This window comes from Microbacterium yannicii (genome assembly GCF_024055635.1).
GTDB classification, from domain to species: Bacteria; Actinomycetota; Actinomycetes; order Actinomycetales; family Microbacteriaceae; genus Microbacterium; species Microbacterium yannicii.
The window spans coordinates 157,026-177,687 of the sequence record NZ_JAMXMB010000025.1; the positions used below are offsets into that span (position 1 = coordinate 157,026).

Genomic DNA, 20,662 nt, shown 5'->3' on the forward strand with positions numbered 1-20,662 from the left:
GCCGGCGATGCGGCTCCCGTTCGTCGTCTGACTGTGGATCCGGCGAGCCAGAGCGGTTCTCCTCGCAGGTCTGGCGCGGGAATAATCCGTCCTAGTGTGCGCGCCACGGTCTAGCGCAGCAACTTTCACGGGTGCATCATGCATTAACGAGCGCGTGCGGGCGGGGGAAGCATGGGCGATGCAATTCGATTCGACGGAGCCGACGGGGTCGGCATTCTCATAGAGGTGACATCCAGCGGTGGTGACGTGGTCCGTCGCGGGGGCATCGCCGATGGCGCCGTAGCGGACGCCGGGAAGAGCCTTAAGCAGGTCGTCGCGCAGTTGGGGCCGCTGACGGAGGCTTTCGCCGCTGAGGTGAAGCGAACCGGAAGTGGCCCTGATGAAGTGGAGGTCGAGTTCGCTGTGAAGGTGTCCGCAGACGCCAACCTCATCATCGCCAAGACCACCGGGGAAGCAAATTTTCGACTGAAGCTTCGCTGGTCCGGACCCGACAGATAGGCGCAATCGTGGGCGTGGATTCTTACGACGAGTTATCGCTGCGGATAGACCGCATCGGAGATGGTCGATACCGGATCCTCGCTCGCACCGATGACGGCCGATCTGCCTCGTCCGCCTACGTTCCTCCGCTCAGCTACGACGAACTCGACGCGTACGTGAATGCAGTCGGGTTGGCCAAACGTCGAAGCGCCGGGATGGATCAGGGGGCAATACTGAAGGAGCTCGGCGGCCGACTATTTGCATCGGTCGCGACCGACGAAGTGGGCAGGATCGTCACTTCCGCCCAGGCCGCGGCGTCGGGACAGGATCGTGGACTACGCATCTCGCTCCACCTGTCGGGCGCACCGGAACTCATGCGCTTTCCGTGGGAGTTGATGTACCAGCAGCCGAAGTTCTTCTCACAGTCGGAACGAACTCCTGTGGTTAGATCGCTCGACATCGGCACAGCCAGCAGGCCCGAACCCATCCAACTTCCGATGCGCATACTCGGCATCATCAGTAATCCGACCGGGTACCCCGAGCTGGACAGTGCGAAGGAACGCAGAAAGCTGGAGAAGGCACTGAAGCCGCTCACACAGGCTGGCGTGGTGGACATCTCATGGCTACGCACCCCCACCCTGGGCGGCTTGGGCAAGCGCATTTCGGAGCCAGACGACATCCATGTGATCCACTACATCGGCCACGGCGCGTACGACGAGTCCACGGAAGCGGGCACTCTCGTGTTGGAAACTGAGCAGGGCCGGGCCCGAGATGTGTCTGGCGAGCAACTTGGAGAGATGCTCCAAGACGAACGCAGCCTGCGGCTTGTCGTCCTCAACTCTTGCGAAGGCGCCCGGACCTCATATGTCGACCCATTCTCGGGAGTCGCGACCGCTCTCCTACACATTGACGTCCCGGCTGTCATCGCCATGCAGTTCGAAATATCCGACGTAGCAGCGGTGGCCTTCAGTGAGAGCCTGTACACCTCCCTGGCTAACGGGAGGTCAATCGCGGCAGCCGTCGCACCGGCCAGGCGCGCCATTATCGGGGCCGAACGTCGAACGGAGTTCGCAACTCCCGTGCTGTACCTCCGGAACGGTGAAGCGAGATTGTTCGACATCATTCCCAGCGCGGCAGTGCCTCGCGACTCAGCCGTCACCAGGGAAGAGTCCGCGGAGCGGTCCGCGTCCCCAGCGCAAGAAGTACCACGGACTAGCCGGCCGGGGGCGCAGGCGGATCTCATCAGCAGCCCTGTCGCAGAGCAGCCAGCTACGAATGCTCTGAAAGTGTGGAGCGGCTCAGTGGAGTACTTCAAGTACTCCAGCGCAAAGTCGCTGACGCGCGTAACGCTTCGACTGGATCAGGACCACCAGATCGAACTGCGCGCGGACTGGGGAGTGGACGATCTGGTGGTCGACGGGCGGCGCATCTCGGGCGTGAAAGGCATTACAGAATTCTCATTGGTTGACGGCGACACGCGCCGTACGTGCCGGATGCAACTGAAGTACATGCCCGGCTCAACCGGCGGTCTGAGGAGGATCACAACTCTCAGTGTCGACGACAGCGAGCTAACGCTTGATCAGCACCCGACAGTCGACCCACGAACAGTTGATGTCGCGACCTCGGACACCGACGGCGCCATTCAACACGCCGACGCGCACGCTAACGAACGAGCTCTACCCGAGCAATGGCGGGGCGACGTCGCCTATATCCAGACCTCCACAACAGCGGGCGTCGCCATCGTCAAGTTCGCCCTCCTCGACGAGCACCAACTTGTCTGCGAATCAGGCATTTTCACAAACAAGCTAACGATCGACGGCGCAACCATCCCGCCGAAGCTGATGAACACTGTCAGCTTCAGCCTTACCGACGACGGCGAGACTGTGCCGTGCACAGTCCGGATTAGGTTTGGCGGTGACTGGCCGTCAGGTGTTCCTCGGGTTGATCTGCTGTCCGCCGCCGGAAGACCCGTTCTCCTCGCCCACGGCGAAGTCTTCCACTCGTAGCCCTCAATTTTGGACGTTCTGCTAACCGGCAACTATCTAGATGCAAGACTCGCGGGGCTGTACCCGAAGCACCCCACCTGGACCCGATCGAGCGTCGAAACGCACACTTGGACAGCTGTGACACCGGGACGACAGCGAACGCGCTGCGTCGGACTGCACGGGGACCGTTGCCGGCGCTACCTGTCGGCACTGGTGCACTGCGCGCGACCGCCGTCGTGCTAAATCGCCTAGGCAGTCCAGTCTGGTCAGAGCGCGTGGCCGTGGCCACCGGCCGGACTCGGGATCGCTGCTCGCACGATGCGCCGCGGCCCAAACGCTCCCACTGCACGCATGCGGGTCCCTTTCGTGCTTGTGGTCAGTTAGGGACCGTCCTGCGGGCCGTGGTCGAGAGCCCTGCGAGCTAACCGAATGGCGCCGCCCGATTAACGTCGTACTGTCGGGATCGGATCCGCGGAGGCCAGCTCGAACGGAGCAGAGGCTCCCGCGAATCAGGAGCGACGCTCCCCGCGTGCTTGCTATGGCTGGTTAGTGTGAGCTGTCTCCGGGCTGCTCGATCCGCGCTGCGCGAGTGGCAACCTTCACCCAAATCGGCGGATGTGGTTTGCGGCGCTCGCGATAGAGCACGAACGCAAACGGGGCCCATATGATCACCGCAAGGCCGACTCCGACGAGCATCCCGCCGACGGTGTCGGATATCCAATGCGCTCCGAGGTAGGTGCGGCTCAGCATCATCAGGAGTGTGTAGGCGGCTCCCACGATCCATACCCACGTGCGCCAGAAGATGATTCCCAGCGTCGTGGCCATGAGCGCTGCGTTCGCACTGTGGCCGGACGGGAACGAGCCCACGTCGGCGGTGACGAGGATATCGGTCGGACGCGGACGACCAACGAGGTTCTTGACGACGAGCACCACCAGCGCGCTCGCGATGGTGGCACAGACGAAATAGAGCGCCGCCCACGGCCGTCGCCAGATGACCAGGCCGGCGATGACAACGAGCGGCACAATGACGACTCCGCTGATGCCCCCGCCGATCCAGTTCAAGACGAGAGCGGGGACCGTGAACACCGGCGCGCGAGCCTCGACCAGTTCGCCCATCCACTCCACCTCGAAACCGAACGGCTTGTCCGCCTGGCGATAGAAGATCACCGCGCCGAGCAGGACGACAAGCAGCAGCGCGGCAGCCGCGGAGACCACCCACCACAGGCGAGCGATCTTCACCGGCGCAGGAGCTGGGCCCCCGACAAGCTCCGAGACGTCTTCGTCATCCATCTGCTGATAGTACGTTCAACAGGCGCGGCGACGGCCGGCGGACACGGACGACCATCCACCACACGACGTCCCCGCTCCGCGGCGCGGTCAGGGGCATCGTCCGGCACGCAATGCGATCCCCGCTGGACTCCGATCAGGCGTCTGGGTCGTAGCCAGCGAGTCTGCAACTACACGAATCGATGCCCCTTCCAACTACAGCTCGCCCACGAGTTGACTGCGTTCACCTACCGACGTCAGGGCATCCTCCAGTGGCTCGTCCCGGAAGCGGCGCTCTCACGTCGAGCTTCTCGCGGCGAAGGGGAACGTCACGTGGACGCAAAGTCCGATCCCGGGTCGATTGTCTAGCTCGACCGACCCACCCGACAGTGTCGCGATGCCGGCTACCAGTGGCAGGCCGAGGCCGGCGCCGCCACGTGTTCGCGCGTCGCTCTGTCTCGAGAACCGGTCGAACGCGAGCGGCACATACGCCTCATCCATCCCGCCGCCGTCGTCGCGGACGGTGAGCAGGACCTGTTGGGCTTCTTGGGTGAGCGTGAGCTCGATGATGCCCGATTTGGCGATCGCCGCGAGCGCGTTGTTGACGAGGTTGTCGCACACTCGGCCGAAGTCCATCTCGCTGACAGCGACATCGTGGCCGCTGTCGTCGACCTGATCGGAGTATTCGATGCGGATGTCGCGACCGCCGACTCGATGCCGGCCGCGGTCAGCTGCGTCGGCCAGTTCGGCGGCGAGTTCCGCGATGGTGGCGCGACCCGGCTCCTCCTGTGCATCGATGCGCGAGAGCTCAAGCATGGAGGTCGCCAGTGAGGAGAGTCGCGCCAGCGTGCGCTGCGCGGCGGTGACGTCCGCTTTCATCTCGTCCAGGGTGCCGGCTTCGCGCTGCGCCAGTTCGAGCCGCGTCTGGATGATCGCGAGCGGGGTGCGGAACTCATGGCTGGCATCCGAGACGATCTGCCGCTCACGCTCCGCCGAGGCACGCAGACCGCCGATGAGCTCGTTGAGGGTGGTCGCGAGGTCTGCGATCTCATCCTGCGCGGGACCCACGGGGAGCAGTTCGGCGCTCGGCGCGGAGACCAGTTCCTCCGCGCTGCGTCGCAGGCGTGTCACGGGCCTGAGAGCTGCGGACCCGATCCACCAGGACGCGACCCCGAATCCGATGTTGATGACCGCGATGCTGACGATGAGGAGGATCGCCACGTCGTTGAGCACCTCGTCGTCACTCGTGCTCGCCGTGATGACGCGCCAGGTGCCGTCTGTCGCGGCGACGGACGTCGACTGAACGAGGAACTCCGAAGAGTTGGTCTCTACGTCGCGGACTCCGTCGGGTTGGGCTGCGAGCTCGGGCACTTGATCCGTGAGCCCGTCCGGAAGCGTGTCGAGCATGACCGCACCAGATGGATCTACGAGCGCGACGAACTGGCCGGGACCCGGAAGGTCGGGCTCCTCGGTGTCGCCGTCGTTGATTGCCGTGACGTATTGTCCCTCGATGCCTTCGAGCACCCGCACTTGCCCCTCGTTGACGATGCGCTGGACTTGGTTGTAGATCAGTACACCGGCGGCGATCGAAATCAGGATGGCGATCATCAGGCTTCCGCCGGTGATCCGTGCGCGGATGCCGAGCCGCGAAAAGTTCATTGCTCGGCCGTGATCAGTTCATAGCCGACACCACGAGTCGTGGCGATCCGCACCGGGGCGCCCACGGCATCCAGTTTGCGGCGCACATAGCTCACGTACTGGTCGACGATGTTCGGATCGATGTGGGCACCTGAACCCCAGATCGACTCCATGATCTCCGCTCGCGGCATGACCTGGCCCAGATTGAGGGCGAGCAGTCGCAGCAGGTCGAACTCGGTGCGGCTCAACCGGAGCTCGCGTCCTCCCGCCGAAATCTCGTGTCTCAGCATGTCGATCTGCAGGCCGCCGATGTCGAGTTTCGAAGAGCCGATCGCGTCGCGGCGGCGGAGAGCGCGAAGCCGCGCGGCGAGCTCCGCGAACTCGAAGGGCTTGGTCAGGTAGTCGTCGGCTCCGGCATCCAGTCCCCGCACACGATCGTCGACTGCATCGCGCGCGGTGAGCACGATGATCGCCAGTCCGGGGTGCTGCCGGCGCATCCACCGACACACCTCGAAACCCGACATTCCGGGGAGCATGACGTCGAGCACTGCAATGTCATGCTCGGCGGCGTTCGCGAGTGTCAGGGCATCGAGACCGTTCTCGGCGACGTCGACGACGTACCCCTCGCCACGAAGGCCGCGCGCGAGAAGGTCGGCCATCTCCGGCTCGTCCTCGACGATCAGGATTCGCAATGCCACACGGACGTCCCCTTTCGTGGTGCGATCCTACGGGGCGACCGGGGCCAGCCCGCCGGCGAACTCCCGGGCAGCCGCAGCCCGCTGCCGGCGCACTTTGATGCCCAGGTAAGTCGCGACCGTGACGATCACTACGAGGAACACGACACTCGTGATGGTGGTGCCGAGACCGAGTCCGCCGTCGGCGGGGCTCTGAGACAGCAGATCGCCGATGGATGCGCCGAGCGGCCGGGTCAGCACGTACGCCGCCCAGAAGCAGAACACGATGTTCGCCTTGAACGCGAAGCGGGCGATCGCGATCACACCGATCAACGATGCGAACAGGATCGTCCCGAACATGTAGCCGAGTCCCATCCCCTCGGAGATCAGGTCGCCGGCGGCAGTTCCGAGCGCGAACGTGAGCAGGACCGCCACCCAGTAGAACGCTTCCCGACGCCGGCTGAAGATCGTGTGGATCGACAGCGTGCGCTCGCGGAAGAACCAGACACTGAAGGTCGCCGCCAGCAGGAGGCTGAACACCAGAGTGCTTACCCACAGCTCGACGCCGAGCACGTCGGTCATGATGTCGGTGAGCAGCGTTCCGACGATGCTGATCAGTACCACGACCGTCCAGTAGACGCCCGACCTGTAGCGCTTGGTGGCGAACTGTGCGACGAGGGCGACGATGAGCAGCGCACTCATGATCCAGGTGGTGGTCGACAGGCCGAGTCCGAGATCGACATTCAAGTAGTCGGCGAAGGTCTCACCGGTCGTTGTCGAGAGGATCTTGATCACCCAGAAGGCGAACGTTACCTCCGGCACCCTGTTGAACAAGATGGTGCGGATGTGCTCGGGCATCGTGTTTGTCATGCGCCCAGATTCCTGAGCCCGGCTTGGCGTTCGCAGGCATTCGCAACCCTCGGCCTGAGTCTTCTCTCAGGAACCGGCTGTTCGTGCCGTTCCTGAGAGGCTTCTCAGACTCACCGGCCGCAAATAGATGACCCTCCGATCCTCGGTCGCGATGGTGACGACAACGCCGCGCCGCTCGTCGAAGGAGGAATCGGATGCTGCAGCTCGAGTCACCTGACGCAAACGCCGCACCGATCCCCCGGGTGGGGCGTATGCACCCCGCCCTGATCGTCGGCGTCATCGGGACCGTGATCGGGTTCGCGGGGTCATGGATCCCTTCCTATTGGGGTGACGAGGCCGCCAGCGTGCTCTCGGCCTCGCGGACCTGGCCGAGTCTCGGCGCGATGCTGCTCCAGATCGACGGCGTGCACGGGCTGTACTACGGGTTCCTCAAGGTGTGGACAGCGCTCTTCGGCACATCCGAAGCGGCGACGCGGGCCCCGAGCGCGATCGCCGTCGGATTCATGGTCGCCGGCACGGTCGTACTCGCAAGGAGGTTCGTCGGCACCCGGATCGCCGTGATCGCCGGGATCATCGCGGCGGTCCTCCCACGGGCCACCTACATGGCGGGCGAGACCCGCTCTTACGCGATCGGTGCCGCAGCGGCGGTGTGGATCACGGTGCTCCTCGTCCGCACGGTGCGGCCTGACGCATCAAGACGTCTGTGGCTGGTGTACGGACTCGCGTGCGCCGCGGCGATGTACCTCTTCCTGTATCTGGGGCTGGTGCTCGTGGTCCACGGCATCGTCGTGGCCCTGCTCTCGCGGGCGCGATGGCGGATGTGGGCACGAGCCGCAGGGTTCGCGCTTCTGCTCGCGGTGCCGATCCTGGTGGTCGGGGCGATCCAACGCGAGCAGATCGGCTTCCTCGCGCGGCGTCACTACGCGACCGCCGCCAACATCCTCACGAAGCAGTGGTTCGGGTATCCCCTCCTGGCAGTCGCCGCATGGCTGCTCATCCTGACGGCGGCCGCCTGGCTGATTCTCGCCCTTGTCGGGCGACGGCCGCTCGGTGCGCGGATGCGGCTGACGGTTCTCACGCTGACGTGGCTCGTCGCTCCGACCGTGCTTCTGCTCATCGGCAACGCCTTGCTGGCGCCGATGTACAACGTCCGCTACCTGTCGTTCTGCGCTCCGGCCGCGGCTGTGCTTGTCGCGCTCGGCATCGCGACGATCGGCGAAACAGTGGTGTCGCACTGGCGGCCCGCGCTCACCGCGGTCATCGCGACGGCCCTGGTGGCGGCATCCATCCCCGTCTACATCGGCCAGCGCGCGCCCTGGGCGAAGGATGGCGGCAGCGACTGGCGCGCCGTGGCCGAGTACGTCCAGCGGAACGCGTCCGGTGGGGTGGTGCTGTTCGACCAGACGACCAAGCCCTCGCGTGACCCGCGGCTCGCGCTCGACATCTACCCGAGGGCGTTCGCAGCCCTCGACGACATCGCCCTCGAAGCGCCGTTCGTCGCCCGGACCCGACTCTGGGATCGTGTCGCCGACAACGCCGACGTCACGTCGGAGATCACCGGTGCCTCACAGGCGTGGGCTGTCGAGGCACGACACGGCACCGCGACGCCGCCGGATGTTGCATTGCTGGAGGGACTTGACTACCACGTCGAGTCCGCTGTTCTGATCCACCGAATCACCGTTTACCACCTGTCGAAGGAGTGAACCCATGACCACGCTCGCGATCCTGCCGACGTACAACGAACTCGAGAGCCTCGAGGGCGTGGTGCGCCGATTCCGACGCAGCGTCCCGGACGTCGAGGTCCTGATCGTCGACGACGACTCGCCTGACGGCACCGGACGACTCGCGGACCGGCTCGCCGACGACCGCCCGAACGTGCACGTCATACATCGAGCCGTCAGGACCGGACTCGGCGGGGCCTATCTCGAGGGTTTCGCCTGGGCGCTGCGCGAAGGCTTCGACGTCATCGTCGAATGCGACGCCGACGGTTCGCATCGCCCGGAGGAGCTCCCACGGCTCCTGGCCGCGATCGAGACGAGCGATGTGGTGGTCGGTTCGCGGTGGACAGCGGGTGGAGCGGTCGAGAAGAACTGGCCGCTGTCGCGCCGACTGCTCTCGCGGGGCGGCAGCGCCTACGCGCGGCTGATGCTCCGCATCCGTCAGAAGGACGCCACAGGCGGCTACCGCGCGTATCGTGCGGCCGCCCTGCGGGCTCTCGAACTCGAGAGTGTGAGCAGCCAGGGCTACTGCTTCCAGATCGAACTGCTCTGGCGGGCCAACCGAAGCGGCCTTCGGATCACAGAGGTGCCGATCACGTTCAGCGACCGTACGCTCGGGGTCTCGAAGATGCGCGGTCGCATCGTCGCAGAGGCCATGTGGCGGGTCACGAGGTGGGGCCTTGCCACTGTGCTCGACCCGGGCTCGTCGCCGGTACTGGTCAACCATGCCTGACGAGCGTCTTCGCGCCCAGGTGCGCGATCTGGCGAGGTTCGCCGTCGTCGGCGGGTTCGGGGTCGTCGTCGACCTGACGGTCTTCAACCTGCTTCGAGTGTCGCTCCTGGCCGACGACCGGGTCGCAGGGGCGGCCCTGATCGCGAAGTCGATCGCGGTGATCGTCGCCATCCTCACCAACTGGGCCGGCAACCGCTGGTGGACCTTCCGCACCCAGCGGGGCACGAGGCTTGTCTCCGAAGCCGCGAAGTTCTTCGTGGTCAGTCTTGCCGGCAGTGGCATCACCCTGCTGTGCCTTGCCTTCAGCCACTACGTCCTCGACCTCACGTCCGGGCTGGCCGACAACATCTCGGCGAATGTCGTCGGGCTGGTGCTCGGCTCCGCCTTCCGCTTCGTCGTCGCGAGGACCTGGATCTTCCGCAGCGGCCCCGGAGCGCCGACCGTGAGCGTTCTCTCAGGCGCGGTCTCTCCGCGTCACCTCTGATGAGCGGACGGGCTCCTTGGCCTCGAAGTCACGAACCAGGACGGATGGTCCTCTTGCACACGCCTGCCGGCACCGCTCGCGTCGTCGCACTGTTCGGCGCGCTGACCGGCATCGGTCTCGTCGTGCTGCTCGGGACTGTCACTCGCACGCTCGGCAACGGACCGCTCACGATCGATCAGTGGTGGCACGATCTCATGCTCGACTGGCGCACGCCGGTCGGGCTCACCTTCGCCCACGTACTCGAGTTCGTCGGCGGCCCGTTGCCGATGATCATCGTGTCCGTCGTCGTCGTCGGCCTGTTCCTGCTCTTCAGACGCCCCTGGGACGCCCTCGTCGTCGCCGCCACGCTCGCGGTGTCGGAGGCGATCGCCGGGATTCTCAAGGTCGCCTTCAACCGCCCCCGCCCGGACGATTCGCTGACGAACACGGCGATGACCTCATACCCATCAGGGCACACGACTCTCGCTGCAGCCACCGCGATCTCGCTGGGGCTCGTCCTCGCGCGAGCCATCGTCTGGGTTCTCGCCGTCGCCTGGACGGTCCTGATGGCGTGGAGTCGGACATATCTCGGGGCACATTGGCTGACGGATGTCGTGGGCGGAGTGCTGCTCGGCGCATCGGTCGCTCTCGTGATGTGGGTGATCGTGGCCAAGATCCGAGATCGGGAGGAACTGCGCCACGGTGGCGCGGCGCTGGAACCGCTGCTCGCAGGCAGAGGTCGTGACCCGCTCTGAGCGAGCGGGTCACGTATGGAGGCTGCTACGGGGCTGCCGGCCCGTCGTCGGCGGTCTCGCCGTCGCTCGTGCCGTCCTCGATGCCTTCATCGTCGGCGGTCTCGCCGTCATTTGTGCCGTCTTCGACCTCCTGGTCGTCGGCGGTCTCGCCGTCATTCGTGCCGTCCTCGACACCCTGGTCGTCGGCGGTCTCGCCGTCGTTCGTGCCGTCCTCGACAGAGGTCCCTGAGGGGCTGGGCGAGGATGCCTGAGCGATGACCGGGATGCCGAGGGCCAGCCCGCCAGCGACGACGACTGCGGCGATTGCCGACCCCACGGCGATGCGGGTCTTCTTCCTCTTCTCGGCGTCCATGTTCTGCTTCCTTTCAGACGGGATGTGCCGTCATATCGACGGTACGGCGGGCATCGTGAGATGAACGTGAGAGCGGCAGGCTCATGCCGACCGTCGTGCCGGCACCGGGGTTCGACGAGATGGAGACCTTGCCACCGACGGACGCACAGATGTCGCGAACGATCGAGAGGCCCAGGCCGCTCCCCTCGGCGCTTCGGGATGGGTCGGCCTGCCAGAACCTGTCGAAGGCGTGCCGCGCCTCGTCTGCGCTCATGCCGACGCCTCGATCCACGACGTCTACGAGTCCCCAGTGGCCTCTGCTCGAGACACGCACTGAGACGAGACTCGCCGGATCGGAGTACCGGCAGGCGTTCACGAGCACGTTGACGAGCGCACGCTGAGCGGCGGCATCCGATATCGCGACCATCGGACGCGACACGACCTCGATCTCCACGCGAGTGGGGTCCGGGAGCAGGGCGACGGCGCGGCCGACCGCGCCGGCCAGTTCGACAGATTGATCGCCGCGCTTCGCATGGATGCCCTCGGACGAGGCGATGAGATCGGCGGCGATGGCGGCGAGGGCATGGGTCGCATCGAGCGCCGTCTCACAAGCCTGGCGGTACTCCTCGGCGCTGCGGGGCCGCAACAGCGCGAGCTCGAGCTGGGCTTGGATCGCCGTGAGCGGCGTCCTCAGCTCATGCGACGCATCGTCGACGAACCGGCGCTGGGCTTCGAGAGTGGCGGCGACGGGCCGCATCGCCACCCCGGCGAGGACCCAGCTCGACACGGGCGCAACAACGAGCAAACCGATGAAGGCGAGCAGGAGGGCCGACTGCAGGGTCGCGAATCCGGCCTCGGCGGTCTGCGGTGGTCCGCTGTCCTCGGTGCCGTCGAAGTCGAAAGTCGACGTGACGTACATGTATACCGCTATCGCGAACATGGCGTAGGTCAGCAGTTGGACGGCGGTGAACCCGAGCGTCAGCCGCCAGCGGGCGCGACGAACGATCACGCGGGCCCGCTCGAGACCGAATAGCCGGCCCCGCGATGTGTGCGGATCGGGTCGCTCTCGCCCGGCACGGCGAGCTTGCGACGGAGGTACCGGATGTAGGTCGGCACCACGTTGCTGTATCCCTCGTAGTTGCGATCCCAGGCGTGGTCGATCAGCTCGCTGCTCGCCACCACGGAGTCGGGATGCCGCATCAGATATTCGAGCACCGAGAACTCCTTCGGGCTGAGCGGGATCGTCCGTCCTCGGCGCTGGACCGACCGCTGGCTGGGGTCCAGGGTGAGCGAGCCGACAGTGAGGCGAGGCGGCACCGCGGTGGGCGTGCGCCGCAGCAGCGCCCGCACCCGAGCGAGCAGCTCCTCGACGTGGAAGGGTTTGACGAGATAGTCGTCGGCACCGGCATCCAGGCACTGCACGATCGTGGCGCGCGCACCGATCGCCGTCAGCATGAGGATCGGTGTGCCGGGAGAATGATCACGGATGCGGCGACACAGCTCGACCCCGCCACCGGGCATCCCGGGAAGCCGCACGTCGAGGATCAGGAGATCTTCGGGCTCTATCTCGAAGGCCGTCAGCCCGTCGCCGGCGTCGGCCTCGACATCCACCGCGTAGCCCGCCTCGCGCAGCAGCTGTGCGACCGTGGTGGCTACTCGTTGATCGTCCTCGACAACAAGGATGCGCATGAGACCTCCGCCACGATTCTCGGGGTGGATGCTGGGGGCGGGCGGTGCTCCGCGCCAGCGGGTCTGAGACTCTCTTCAGACTTCGGTGCCCTCGACCGTTTTAGCGCGGCGGGGCTGGCTTCACGCGCACACGTCCCATCCATCCGACGACGAGGACGGCGGTGATGGAGCCGGCGGCCATGATGGCAGCGAGGACGATGATCTGAAACCGTCCTGCCTCAAGCGGTGACAGGCCGCCGAAGATCGCGCCGATGAACGCTCCCGGCAGGACGACCAGGCCGGTGGTCTTGGTCTGATCGATCGCCGGGATCAAGGCGTCTCGAACCGAGCGTCGTGCGAGCTGGAGAGTGGAGGTCCGTGGAGAGGCGCCGAGTGCGAGCCATCCCTCCACCTCGTCCCAGTGATCGATGACCGTGGTGGTGAACATCCGCCCGCTGAGCGTCGCGATGCTCATCGTGTTGCCGATGACGATCGCGCCGATCGCGAGGGCATACCTGCTCGTGAACTGGAGTGCACCCGAGGCGAACACTGCCGCGCCGGCAACGGCCACCCCTGCGGCCATGGACGATGCCATGATCGCGACACCGTGCGGCGACCACCCGATCCGGCTGGTCGCGACGGAGACGGCGATGCCGAACATCACGGTAAGCGCAATCGCGATCCATCCCGGGCTGGCGATGATGCCGGTGAGGACGACACTGATCAGCGCGAGCTGCACGGTGCCGCGCGCTATGGCGACAGCCGGAGACCAACCGCGCGGCACGCCGAACGCGAGAAGGACGACCGTCGTGATGACCGCCAGGATCGCCACGGCGATGAGCGTGGGTGCGATGTCGGCGAGCGGAGCCACGGTCGCGAGCCTACCGGCGGCGGTGCGCCGACCTCTTCGGTTCCGAGCACTGGCCTGTTAGCTGAGCATCGTCGATGTGAGTTGCGACAAGTGGCTCGGCGAGGGCGTTGTCCTCACCGTTGAGTTCACCGCAGTTGATGAGTCCGCCACGAGTGAGCCGTGAGCTGCGAGCGCGGCACCGTCGCTGTTCTTCGATGATGCGCACTCGCTCACGAGTGAGAAGGCCATGTATCACCCGGACCCCTCGGACGACCGCTGCGGGACTGGCTCTCGGGCGGTCAAACCCCACAGCTCCAGTCAGGTGCTCTCCGATCTCACCTCAGTCTTCGCCGCTGCTGCGACATTCAGCGATCACGCGGGCGGAGATGGCGCAGTGCACGGAGTGAGCGGTGCTAAGCGGAGCTCGGAGCGCAGCGGAGAGCGGAGTCTGCAAATAGCGAGCGGCGGGAACGGAGCCGTCGATGACCGCTACACTCTCGCCGTCGGAGAAGGGGTGACATCAACCGAAGCGAGAGCGTGTCCCAAGTCAGTTTGGGATGCTGCGGTCTCGACCTTGCGGCTTGCGCGGAGTAGCACCCGTCATTGTCCGTGGGAGGCCTGCGGCGTTTCCACGCCGGAACCCGCGATCCGCTCTTCGACTTCGTCGAGTGCGTACACCACTTTGCGGCCGAGTTTGTAGTACCTCGGTCCTTTGTGCTCGTATCGCCACATCGCGAGCGTGCCCTTGGTTACGCCCGGGAGGAGTTCTGCGACCTGCTCTGGGCTCAAGTAGTGATGGCTCAGCTGCGCGGCTTCGGTTCCGGCGAGAGTCGTCATGATCCACCTCATTTGCGTATAACCAGACCTGATTGACACAAGTACACGCCTAAGTCATGATGTTCGTCAAGAGCAATCTGCGAATTGGCGCAGCGAACAGGCAAACTGGTCAGGTGAAGGTCAAAGTGACGACGCTCGAGGGCAAGAAGATGACCGCGCGCGGCACCACCGTGCCGATCGGGTCCGGGTTGCGGATCGCGCCGGGCTTCGTCGCGAGCGCTGTCGATGAAGAGTCCGGCATTGAGACCGCCCTCGAAGCGCATTACCGGCGGGATGAGGGCCGATACATCGTCACGACCGTCGTGAACCGAGCGGTGAGGGACGAGTTCGACTCGGAAGCGCTCCGACGTTTGTCGTCCTCGGCGATTCTGCAGGCTGCGATCCCCGAGTGCATCGCGATCGACGTCTTCGATAACGACAGGTGGACCACGGTGGCGAATATCAGCGCGGTCGAGGGTCGCCTCATCCCGGAGTGGATGGCCAAAGAGGTGATCAAGCGCGGGCAGACCGAGGCGCGCATGGATGTGATCGAGATCCTCTATGGCGCCTCCGCTCTTGCCGGGCTGCCGCCCGTCAAGGCTGTGCAGCGTGAATTGAATGTTCCGCATCGGACCGCCTCGGACTGGATCATGAAGGCGCGCAAAGCCGGTCGCCTCGAGGGTATGAACTACGCCGTCGGCCGGCAGGCCGAAGGTTAGGCAGATGCCATGGGCAGCGTTCACCCGTACACGACGGCCGGCGGGAAGAAGCTCTACCGGATTCATTACCGCCGCCCGGATCATCGCCAGACGAGCGAGCGAGGATTCAAGACCAAACGCGACGCCGAGCTTCGGCTCGCCGAAGTCGAGATCTCCAAAGCCCGCGGCGAGTACGTCGATCCCAGTACGGCGATCATCACCGTCGGCACACTCGGCGCGCAGTGGCTGGATCAGCGTCGGGGCGTCCTGAAGCCGTCGTCGTTTCGACCACTCGAGTCTGCGTGGCGGAAGCACGTCGAGCCGAAGTGGGGTGGTCGCAGGATCGGCAGCATCCGGCACTCCGAAGTGCAAGCATGGATCTCGGGTCTCGAAGGCGGGTCGACCACGGTCCGACGAGCTCATGGTGTTCTGGCCGGCATTCTCGACGGCGCCGTGCACGACCGACGGTTATCCCGCAATGTCGCCAGAGAGGTCGACCTCCCAGCGAAGAATCACGATGCGCGGAGGCACTATCTGACGCACGCGCAGGTGCAGACGCTCGCCGACCATGCGCGACATCCCACGCTGATCCTCTTCCTCGCGTACACGGGTCTCCGGTGGGGCGAGGCGACCGCGCTGCGGGTGCGGCACGTCGACATGCTCAGGCGGCGCGTGAGCGTCCAGGAGAACGCCGTACTCGTCTCCTCGTACGTTCATGTCGGGACGCCGAAGACGCATAGGTCACGCTCCGTCCCGTTTCCCGAGTTTCTCGCAGCCCCGCTGGCGAAGCTCGCCGAAGGGAAGGCGCGCGAACAGTTGCTGTTCGGTGACGGCGAAGAGCATGTGAAGCTGCCGGCGTCCCGCAACGGATGGTTCACGGCGGCCGTGCGCGATGCTCAGGCGGTCGACGAGCACTTCCCGAGAGTCACACCTCACGACCTGCGGCACACCGCAGCCTCCCTGGCCGTGCAGGCGGGGGCGCACGTGAAGGCCGTGCAGCGGATGCTCGGCCACGCCAGCGCCGCGATGACGCTCGACGTGTACGCGGACCTGTTCGACGACGATCTGGATGCCGTGGCGACCGCTCTCGATCAGGCGAAGCGCTCTTCAAGTGTTGTCACGGTGTTGTCACGAGCAAGGGATCGCGTGTCCTGAAGACCCGCGATCCCTTGTCCCGTATGGTGCCCCCGACAGGAATCGAACCTGCGACCTTTGGTACCGGAAACCAACGCTCTATCCCCTGAGCTACGGAGGCGTACCGATCGAGACTATCATCCCGTCCGCGCCGTCCATCCACGGTGGCCACCGCCCTGAACCGGCGTCGGACCGCTCGAGCGCCGCCGGCCGAGGCATCCGACGCGGGGCCGCATGGTGCATACGGTGGCGGCTGTCAAGGGCTGGCCGCCCAGCAGTGTCCCGCGCGAGGATCGGAGGTGTACCTGATCGGCGTCCGCCTCGCAGTCACAACTCCCCGCTTCGTTCGCCGACAGTCTCAGAACGGAGACGCACGATGGGCAAACTGACCTACGAGGGGACGGTGAAGGTCGATTTCGACGACCGCACACTCGCCCACCTGCAGTTGGTGATCGGCACCAAGCTGCGGCGCGGGGAGCCGTTCCACTTCACGTGGCGCGACGACCTCAGCATCGGTGACGGACGCACCACCATCTGGGTGCACCCCCGCTGCGCCCTCGTCTACAAGTTCTACGGCAGCCGGACGCCCCAGTTGAATCCGGCATGGATCGACGCCCTCGCGCACACCGCGAACTCGCCGTCCGGACTGTATCTCGTTCCCGAGCCCGCCCCGCCCGCGCCGGCGGCCGAGGCGCAGGAGGATCTCCTCGGCTGAAGGGGTTACGCCACCCCCGAGACCTTGTCAAGGCGTTGGCGGTCGAGCCACACACGGTGCGACGGTGTAACCCGCGGACGGGAGCGCTCATGAAGCGGATCGACATCTACTACGGCGGGGACCATTACAGCGTCGGAGGGCGCCGTCTCGAGGATCTCCGAGCGGAGATCGAGGCGGGACTCGACGCCGGCGTCTACTGGCTGGAGGTCAACGACGGCGAAGGAGAGATGCGCGCTGCCCATCTGCTGCTGACGCCGGGGGTTGCGCTGACGGTGGTGCCGGTGCCCGACGAGGAGCCCGGAACCGCGCCGGACCAGAACTGGTCGGAGGGCATCGCGCAGGTGAGCGACTGATTGAGCCGTACGCCGACGCCGGCGCCTCCGGAGGGCGCTTCAGGCCTCGCGATGCGACTCCCGGCGCGTGGCCGGCTCGGCTTCGTCAGGAAGGCTGGCCGTCACGATGACCACCACGTCCTGCACCTTCCAGTCGAGCCGCGCGACAGTGGAGCGGACGTCTTCGATGTCGTCCAGGCGCACGTCGTCGCGGGTCGGCACGACGAAGACCTCCACGTGGAACACCTGACCCATGTCGCGCATGCGCACGGCGCTCTCGCGCACCCATGAGAACTCCTCCACCCGGTTCGCGATGCGCGCGATGAGAGGGTGCGGTCGGGCGTCGTCCTCAGTGCGTGCGCGCTGATCGATGAGATCGCGCACCGCCGCGCGCGAGTTGCGCCAGCCGTCCCAGAGGATGCCGAGCGAGATGAACAGCGCCGCCGCGCCGTCCAGCCACCAGAGGCCGATGCCGACGCCCAGCACCCCCACGATCGAGGCCACCGTGGAGGTCCAGTCGGCCTTGGCCATGTCGGCATCCGCATACAGCACTTTGTTGTGCAGCTTCGGGGCGAGCTTGGCTTTCGCATTCCCGTAGAAGAATGGGCCGATCACGATCACGCTCATCACAGCGACCATGAACCAGCCGAGCCAGATGGTCTGACCGAAGATGTACACCGTGCCGATGGAGGGGTGCTCGCCGGCCACGAGGCCGCTGATCGCCTCGTACGCGAGGTCGCCGCCGACCGCGAGCAGGGCGACACCGGCCACCAGATGCCCGACGCCCATCACGCGGTGCAGGCCGAAGGGGAAGGCGCGCGTCGGGCGACGCCGGATGAAGAGGAGCGCCACGAGGAAGGAGATCTGCGGGATCAGCGAGAGCATGTCCTCGATCCACGCGGTCTTCATCGCCTGGGAGCCGCCGACCACGAGCGCGATCACGCCGATCGTCACGGCCGTGTAGGCGATGGTGAACCATTCCCACCGGATCGCGCTGCGGAGCGCGTTCTGCTGCTCCGGGGGCAGGTCGGTGCGTCCCATGGACTTCATGGCGCGGCCTCCTCATCGAGGTAGCCCTCTATGGCGGCCTGCCACGCGTTCTCCCCCAGCGGGAGCAGCAGCACGACCGGACCGCGTGCACCGGGAATGGTGTAGTAGGCCCGCGTCACCGCCACACGGGCGGACCACGGCGTCGCGTCGGTCATCCCGCCGATCGCGAGATCGATGTCCCCGGTCTCCAGATCGTCGACGAGGTCCTCCTCGCTGCCGACCGTCCACTCGACCTCGGCATCGAGCGACTCGGCGAGACCCTCGACGAGCTCGGCCAGGGACCCGCCGACCTCCGAGCCGTCGACGGTGACGAGTTCACCGGAGGCCGACGCGCCCGCGTGGAGCACTCCCCCGCGCACGTGGTCGAGCGTGCCCTGCGGGTCGCTCGGCACGGTGAGCCCGCAGCCCGCGAGGCAGAGCGCAATCGCCAGCAGGGGCACGAGACACGCGCGTCGCCACCGATCCATGCTTCGAGTCTTGCCGACCACTCCACCCGCGGGGAGCGCCTTGACCCTCTCTGACAGGCCTGGTACGACGCCCGAGGGCCGTACACGCACCGGCAGGAACGCGGAGAGCCGGCATCGCCGAAGCGATGCCGGCTCTCGGCTGCACGCCGCTAGGGCAGGACGATCTCGAAGTTCGGATCGGCCTCGTCGAGCACGCCGAGGATCTGCTGCAGGACGCCCGCCTCGCCGCGAATCTCGATGCCCGCGCTCTGGGTGTCACCGCCCGCCATCTGGATCAGGCGCGCCTTCGACAGGCTGAGCTGCAGCGGCGTGGCGGGATCGGGATCGCGCTCGACGTAGATCAGCACCCCGTTGCGCAGCGTCAGGTGGAAGCTGCGGCCGAGGTCGGTGAGCGTCAGGTCCACCGCGAGGTCGAGATCCCATGCCTTCGGGCCGTTGACGCGGATGGCGAGAGCGTCGAGGAGCTGCTCCGGCGTGAGCTGGGCGATGATGAGCGGCGCCGCTGTCACCGTCGGGGTGCCGAAGTTGCCCTCGCGCAGCTCCGTGGCGCCTGAGAGGTAGAAGTTGCGCCACGTGCCGTTCTCGGCGCCGTAGGCGAGCTGTTCGAGCGTGTCGGCGTACAGTCCGCGCGCCGCGGCGTGGTCGGCGTCGGCGAACACGGCGTGATCGAGCAGCGTCGCCGCCCACCGGAAGTCGCCGGCGTCGAACGCCGTCTGAGCGAGCTCCACCACTCGGTCGACTCCGCCGATCGCCTCGACGTAGCGCTCCGCCAGCGCCTCGGGCGGGTGCGGCCACAGCCGCGCAGGGTTGCCGTCGAACCAGCCCATGTAGCGCTGGTAGATCGCCTTGACGTTATGGCTCACCGAGCCGTAGTAGCCGTGGGTGCTCCAGGATGCCTCGAGCGCCGGCGGCAGCTGGATCAACTCGGCGATCTCGGCGCCGTTGTAGCCCTGGTTGAGCAGACGCAGCGTCTGGTCGTGGAGGTAGCCGTACAGGTCGCGCTGGATCGCGAGGAACCCGTTCACGGCGTCGTTGCCCCAGGTCGGCCAGTGGTGCGACGCGAACACCACCTCCGCCTCATCGCCGTAGCGCTCGATCGCCTCGGTGAGGTACTGCGACCAGATGTGCGGGTCCCGAACAACGGCACCGCGGAGCGTCAGCAGGTTGTGGAGGGTGTGGGTGGCATTCTCCGCCATGCACAGCGCCCGGTAGCGCGGCAGATAGAAATGCATCTCCGACGGCGCCTCGGTGCCGGGCGCCATCTGGAACTCGAACTCCACGCCGTCGATCGTGTGCGTCTCGCCCGTTGTCTTGACCTCCAGCGTCGGCGGCAGGATCGTCGGGTTGCCGGTCGAGGTCGTCTGCCCGAGTCCGGCGCCCACCTGGCCGCGAGGCCCCCGGTCGAGCGCTGCGCCGTACATGTACCCGGCGCGGCGCCCCATCGCCGTGCCCGCATACACGTTCTCGGCCACCGAGTGCTCGAGGAATCCCTCGGGCACCACGATCTGGACCTTGCCGGCGTCGACGTCGTCCTGGCTGACGATGCCGAGCACGCCACCGAAGTGGTCGATGTGGCTGTGCGAGTGGATCACGGCGTGGATGGGCCGGTCACCGCGATGCCGGCGGTACAGCGCCATCGCGGCCGCCGCGGTCTCGACCGAGATCAGCGGGTCCACGACGATGACGCCGGTGTCGCCCTCGATGACGGACATCACCGAGAGGTCGAGTCCACGCAGCTGATAGATGCCCGGAACGACCTCGAAGAGGCCGTGCTTGGCGACGAGCTTCGACTGCCGCCAGAGACTCGGGTGGACGGAGTCGGGAGCGTCGCCGTGCACGAAGTCGTAGGTGGAGGCATCCCACACCACGTCTCCCTTGTCGTTGCGGATCTTCGGGTCGTCGAGCGTGCCGAGGAACCCGCGCTCCACCGCGGCGAAGTCGTCCACGTCGTCGAACGGCAGGGACGCGAGGGCCTTCGCCTGGGCCTGCCTGATCGATGCCGCCGGTTCGCGCTGCTGCATG

General features: G+C 66.3%; 22 protein-coding genes and 1 tRNA gene. 10 read left to right on the forward strand and 13 right to left on the reverse strand.

The window, feature by feature from the left end:
* Positions 1-171 precede the first annotated feature (171 nt).
* Together NCG93_RS10445 and NCG93_RS10450 are read left to right on the forward strand one after the other, a co-directional pair.
* Positions 172-498, forward strand: a complete 327-nt coding sequence (locus NCG93_RS10445) for a CU044_2847 family protein (RefSeq protein WP_194414004.1) — start codon at positions 172-174, stop codon at positions 496-498.
* Between the two features lie 8 nt (positions 499-506).
* Positions 507-2,483 (forward strand): CHAT domain-containing protein, encoded by a 1,977-nt coding sequence (locus NCG93_RS10450; RefSeq protein WP_194414005.1) that lies wholly within the window; start codon positions 507-509, stop codon positions 2,481-2,483.
* A 525-nt stretch (positions 2,484-3,008) separates the two neighbouring features.
* On the opposite strand, the gene NCG93_RS10455 is transcribed toward NCG93_RS10450, so the two are convergent.
* The 4 genes from NCG93_RS10455 to NCG93_RS10470 form a co-directional block, all read right to left on the reverse strand.
* Complete coding sequence (locus NCG93_RS10455) at positions 3,009-3,752, reverse strand: phosphatase PAP2 family protein (protein WP_194414006.1); 744 nt, start codon at positions 3,750-3,752, stop codon at positions 3,009-3,011.
* Between the two features lie 273 nt (positions 3,753-4,025).
* Positions 4,026-5,387 carry a sensor histidine kinase gene (locus tag NCG93_RS10460; protein WP_194414007.1) on the reverse strand — a complete coding sequence of 454 codons (1,362 nt, stop codon included), beginning with the start codon at positions 5,385-5,387 and terminating at the stop codon, positions 4,026-4,028.
* Positions 5,384-6,064: a response regulator transcription factor gene (locus NCG93_RS10465; RefSeq protein WP_252787509.1), complete on the reverse strand. Its 681-nt coding sequence runs from the start codon at positions 6,062-6,064 to the stop codon at positions 5,384-5,386. Before NCG93_RS10465 ends, NCG93_RS10460 begins: the two co-directional genes overlap by 4 nt.
* A gap of 27 nt (positions 6,065-6,091) precedes the next feature.
* Positions 6,092-6,910 carry a COG4705 family protein gene (locus NCG93_RS10470; RefSeq protein ID WP_194414008.1) on the reverse strand — a complete coding sequence of 273 codons (819 nt, stop codon included), beginning with the start codon at positions 6,908-6,910 and terminating at the stop codon, positions 6,092-6,094.
* Between the two features lie 194 nt (positions 6,911-7,104).
* On the opposite strand from NCG93_RS10470, the gene NCG93_RS10475 reads away from it, so the two are divergent.
* The 4 genes from NCG93_RS10475 to NCG93_RS10490 are packed head-to-tail and all read left to right on the forward strand — an operon-like array spanning position 7,105 to position 10,579.
* Positions 7,105-8,613, forward strand: coding sequence for a glycosyltransferase family 39 protein (locus NCG93_RS10475; protein WP_194414009.1), 1,509 nt, complete (start codon positions 7,105-7,107; stop codon positions 8,611-8,613).
* Between the two features lie 4 nt (positions 8,614-8,617).
* Entirely contained in the window at positions 8,618-9,361 is a 744-nt protein-coding gene (locus NCG93_RS10480) for a polyprenol monophosphomannose synthase (RefSeq protein ID WP_194414010.1), read from the forward strand.
* A complete protein-coding gene (locus NCG93_RS10485; protein ID WP_194414011.1) occupies positions 9,354-9,845 on the forward strand; it encodes a GtrA family protein in 492 nt (163 codons plus the stop codon). The genes NCG93_RS10480 and NCG93_RS10485 overlap by 8 nt, the downstream gene beginning before the upstream one ends.
* Positions 9,846-9,889: 44 nt before the next feature.
* Entirely contained in the window at positions 9,890-10,579 is a 690-nt protein-coding gene (locus NCG93_RS10490; RefSeq protein WP_194414012.1) for a phosphatase PAP2 family protein, read from the forward strand.
* 25 nt (positions 10,580-10,604) lie between these two features.
* Here the strand turns inward: NCG93_RS10490 and NCG93_RS10495 are convergent, their stop codons facing one another.
* From NCG93_RS10495 to NCG93_RS10515, 5 genes are all read right to left on the reverse strand, one after another.
* On the reverse strand, positions 10,605-10,931 hold the full coding sequence (locus NCG93_RS10495) for a hypothetical protein (protein WP_194414013.1): 327 nt from the start codon (positions 10,929-10,931) through the stop codon (positions 10,605-10,607).
* Between the two features lie 13 nt (positions 10,932-10,944).
* A complete protein-coding gene (locus NCG93_RS10500; protein WP_194414014.1) occupies positions 10,945-11,919 on the reverse strand; it encodes a sensor histidine kinase in 975 nt (324 codons plus the stop codon).
* On the reverse strand, positions 11,916-12,599 hold the full coding sequence (locus NCG93_RS10505) for a response regulator transcription factor (protein WP_194414015.1): 684 nt from the start codon (positions 12,597-12,599) through the stop codon (positions 11,916-11,918). The genes NCG93_RS10500 and NCG93_RS10505 overlap by 4 nt, the downstream gene beginning before the upstream one ends.
* Before the next feature lie 100 nt (positions 12,600-12,699).
* Positions 12,700-13,449, reverse strand: a complete 750-nt coding sequence (locus NCG93_RS10510) for an ABC transporter permease (RefSeq protein WP_194414016.1) — start codon at positions 13,447-13,449, stop codon at positions 12,700-12,702.
* Positions 13,450-14,028: 579 nt separating this feature from the next.
* Positions 14,029-14,265 carry a helix-turn-helix transcriptional regulator gene (locus NCG93_RS10515; RefSeq protein WP_194414017.1) on the reverse strand — a complete coding sequence of 79 codons (237 nt, stop codon included), beginning with the start codon at positions 14,263-14,265 and terminating at the stop codon, positions 14,029-14,031.
* A 56-nt stretch (positions 14,266-14,321) separates the two neighbouring features.
* Between NCG93_RS10515 and NCG93_RS10520 the strand changes: the two genes are divergently transcribed.
* Together NCG93_RS10520 and NCG93_RS10525 are read left to right on the forward strand one after the other, a co-directional pair.
* Complete coding sequence (locus NCG93_RS10520; protein ID WP_241741839.1) at positions 14,322-14,963, forward strand: hypothetical protein; 642 nt, start codon at positions 14,322-14,324, stop codon at positions 14,961-14,963.
* 9 nt (positions 14,964-14,972) lie between these two features.
* Positions 14,973-16,097 carry a site-specific integrase gene (locus NCG93_RS10525; RefSeq protein ID WP_194414018.1) on the forward strand — a complete coding sequence of 375 codons (1,125 nt, stop codon included), beginning with the start codon at positions 14,973-14,975 and terminating at the stop codon, positions 16,095-16,097.
* A 24-nt stretch (positions 16,098-16,121) separates the two neighbouring features.
* Here NCG93_RS10525 and NCG93_RS10530 read toward each other — a convergent pair.
* Positions 16,122-16,197: transfer RNA gene (locus tag NCG93_RS10530), tRNA-Arg, on the reverse strand.
* Between the two features lie 255 nt (positions 16,198-16,452).
* On the opposite strand from NCG93_RS10530, the gene NCG93_RS10535 reads away from it, so the two are divergent.
* Together NCG93_RS10535 and NCG93_RS10540 are read left to right on the forward strand one after the other, a co-directional pair.
* Entirely contained in the window at positions 16,453-16,791 is a 339-nt protein-coding gene (locus NCG93_RS10535) for a DUF7882 family protein (RefSeq protein ID WP_194414019.1), read from the forward strand.
* A gap of 89 nt (positions 16,792-16,880) precedes the next feature.
* The gene (locus tag NCG93_RS10540) at positions 16,881-17,144 is read left to right on the forward strand and encodes a hypothetical protein (protein WP_194414020.1); all 264 of its coding nucleotides are present in this window, start codon (positions 16,881-16,883) and stop codon (positions 17,142-17,144) included.
* 39 nt (positions 17,145-17,183) lie between these two features.
* Here the strand turns inward: NCG93_RS10540 and NCG93_RS10545 are convergent, their stop codons facing one another.
* From NCG93_RS10545 to NCG93_RS10555, 3 genes are all read right to left on the reverse strand, one after another.
* Positions 17,184-18,173 (reverse strand): cation diffusion facilitator family transporter, encoded by a 990-nt coding sequence (locus NCG93_RS10545; RefSeq protein ID WP_194414021.1) that lies wholly within the window; start codon positions 18,171-18,173, stop codon positions 17,184-17,186.
* Entirely contained in the window at positions 18,170-18,640 is a 471-nt protein-coding gene (locus NCG93_RS10550; protein WP_194414022.1) for a transporter substrate-binding domain-containing protein, read from the reverse strand. The genes NCG93_RS10545 and NCG93_RS10550 overlap by 4 nt, the downstream gene beginning before the upstream one ends.
* A 149-nt stretch (positions 18,641-18,789) precedes the next feature.
* Entirely contained in the window at positions 18,790-20,661 is a 1,872-nt protein-coding gene (locus NCG93_RS10555; protein WP_194414023.1) for an alkyl/aryl-sulfatase, read from the reverse strand.
* Position 20,662 lies beyond the last annotated feature (1 nt).

Bases quoted from the DNA above. Each gene is read 5' to 3' on its own strand.
- NCG93_RS10445 (WP_194414004.1), top strand. From the start codon at position 172: ATGGGCGATGCAATTCGATTCGACGGAGCCGACGGGGTCGGCATTCTC.
- NCG93_RS10455 (WP_194414006.1), bottom strand. From the start codon at position 3,752: ATGGATGACGAAGACGTCTCGGAGCTTGTCGGGGGCCCAGCTCCTGCG.
- NCG93_RS10460 (WP_194414007.1), bottom strand. From the start codon at position 5,387: ATGAACTTTTCGCGGCTCGGCATCCGCGCACGGATCACCGGCGGAAGC.
- NCG93_RS10470 (WP_194414008.1), bottom strand. From the start codon at position 6,910: ATGACAAACACGATGCCCGAGCACATCCGCACCATCTTGTTCAACAGG.
- NCG93_RS10475 (WP_194414009.1), top strand. From the start codon at position 7,105: ATGCTGCAGCTCGAGTCACCTGACGCAAACGCCGCACCGATCCCCCGG.
- NCG93_RS10480 (WP_194414010.1), top strand. From the start codon at position 8,618: ATGACCACGCTCGCGATCCTGCCGACGTACAACGAACTCGAGAGCCTC.
- NCG93_RS10485 (WP_194414011.1), top strand. From the start codon at position 9,354: ATGCCTGACGAGCGTCTTCGCGCCCAGGTGCGCGATCTGGCGAGGTTC.
- NCG93_RS10490 (WP_194414012.1), top strand. From the start codon at position 9,890: ATGGTCCTCTTGCACACGCCTGCCGGCACCGCTCGCGTCGTCGCACTG.
- NCG93_RS10495 (WP_194414013.1), bottom strand. From the start codon at position 10,931: ATGGACGCCGAGAAGAGGAAGAAGACCCGCATCGCCGTGGGGTCGGCA.
- NCG93_RS10505 (WP_194414015.1), bottom strand. From the start codon at position 12,599: ATGCGCATCCTTGTTGTCGAGGACGATCAACGAGTAGCCACCACGGTC.
- NCG93_RS10515 (WP_194414017.1), bottom strand. From the start codon at position 14,265: ATGACGACTCTCGCCGGAACCGAAGCCGCGCAGCTGAGCCATCACTAC.
- NCG93_RS10520 (WP_241741839.1), top strand. From the start codon at position 14,322: ATGATGTTCGTCAAGAGCAATCTGCGAATTGGCGCAGCGAACAGGCAA.
- NCG93_RS10525 (WP_194414018.1), top strand. From the start codon at position 14,973: ATGGGCAGCGTTCACCCGTACACGACGGCCGGCGGGAAGAAGCTCTAC.
- NCG93_RS10535 (WP_194414019.1), top strand. From the start codon at position 16,453: ATGGGCAAACTGACCTACGAGGGGACGGTGAAGGTCGATTTCGACGAC.
- NCG93_RS10540 (WP_194414020.1), top strand. From the start codon at position 16,881: ATGAAGCGGATCGACATCTACTACGGCGGGGACCATTACAGCGTCGGA.
- NCG93_RS10545 (WP_194414021.1), bottom strand. From the start codon at position 18,173: ATGAAGTCCATGGGACGCACCGACCTGCCCCCGGAGCAGCAGAACGCG.
- NCG93_RS10550 (WP_194414022.1), bottom strand. From the start codon at position 18,640: ATGGATCGGTGGCGACGCGCGTGTCTCGTGCCCCTGCTGGCGATTGCG.
- NCG93_RS10555 (WP_194414023.1), bottom strand. From the start codon at position 20,661: ATGCAGCAGCGCGAACCGGCGGCATCGATCAGGCAGGCCCAGGCGAAG.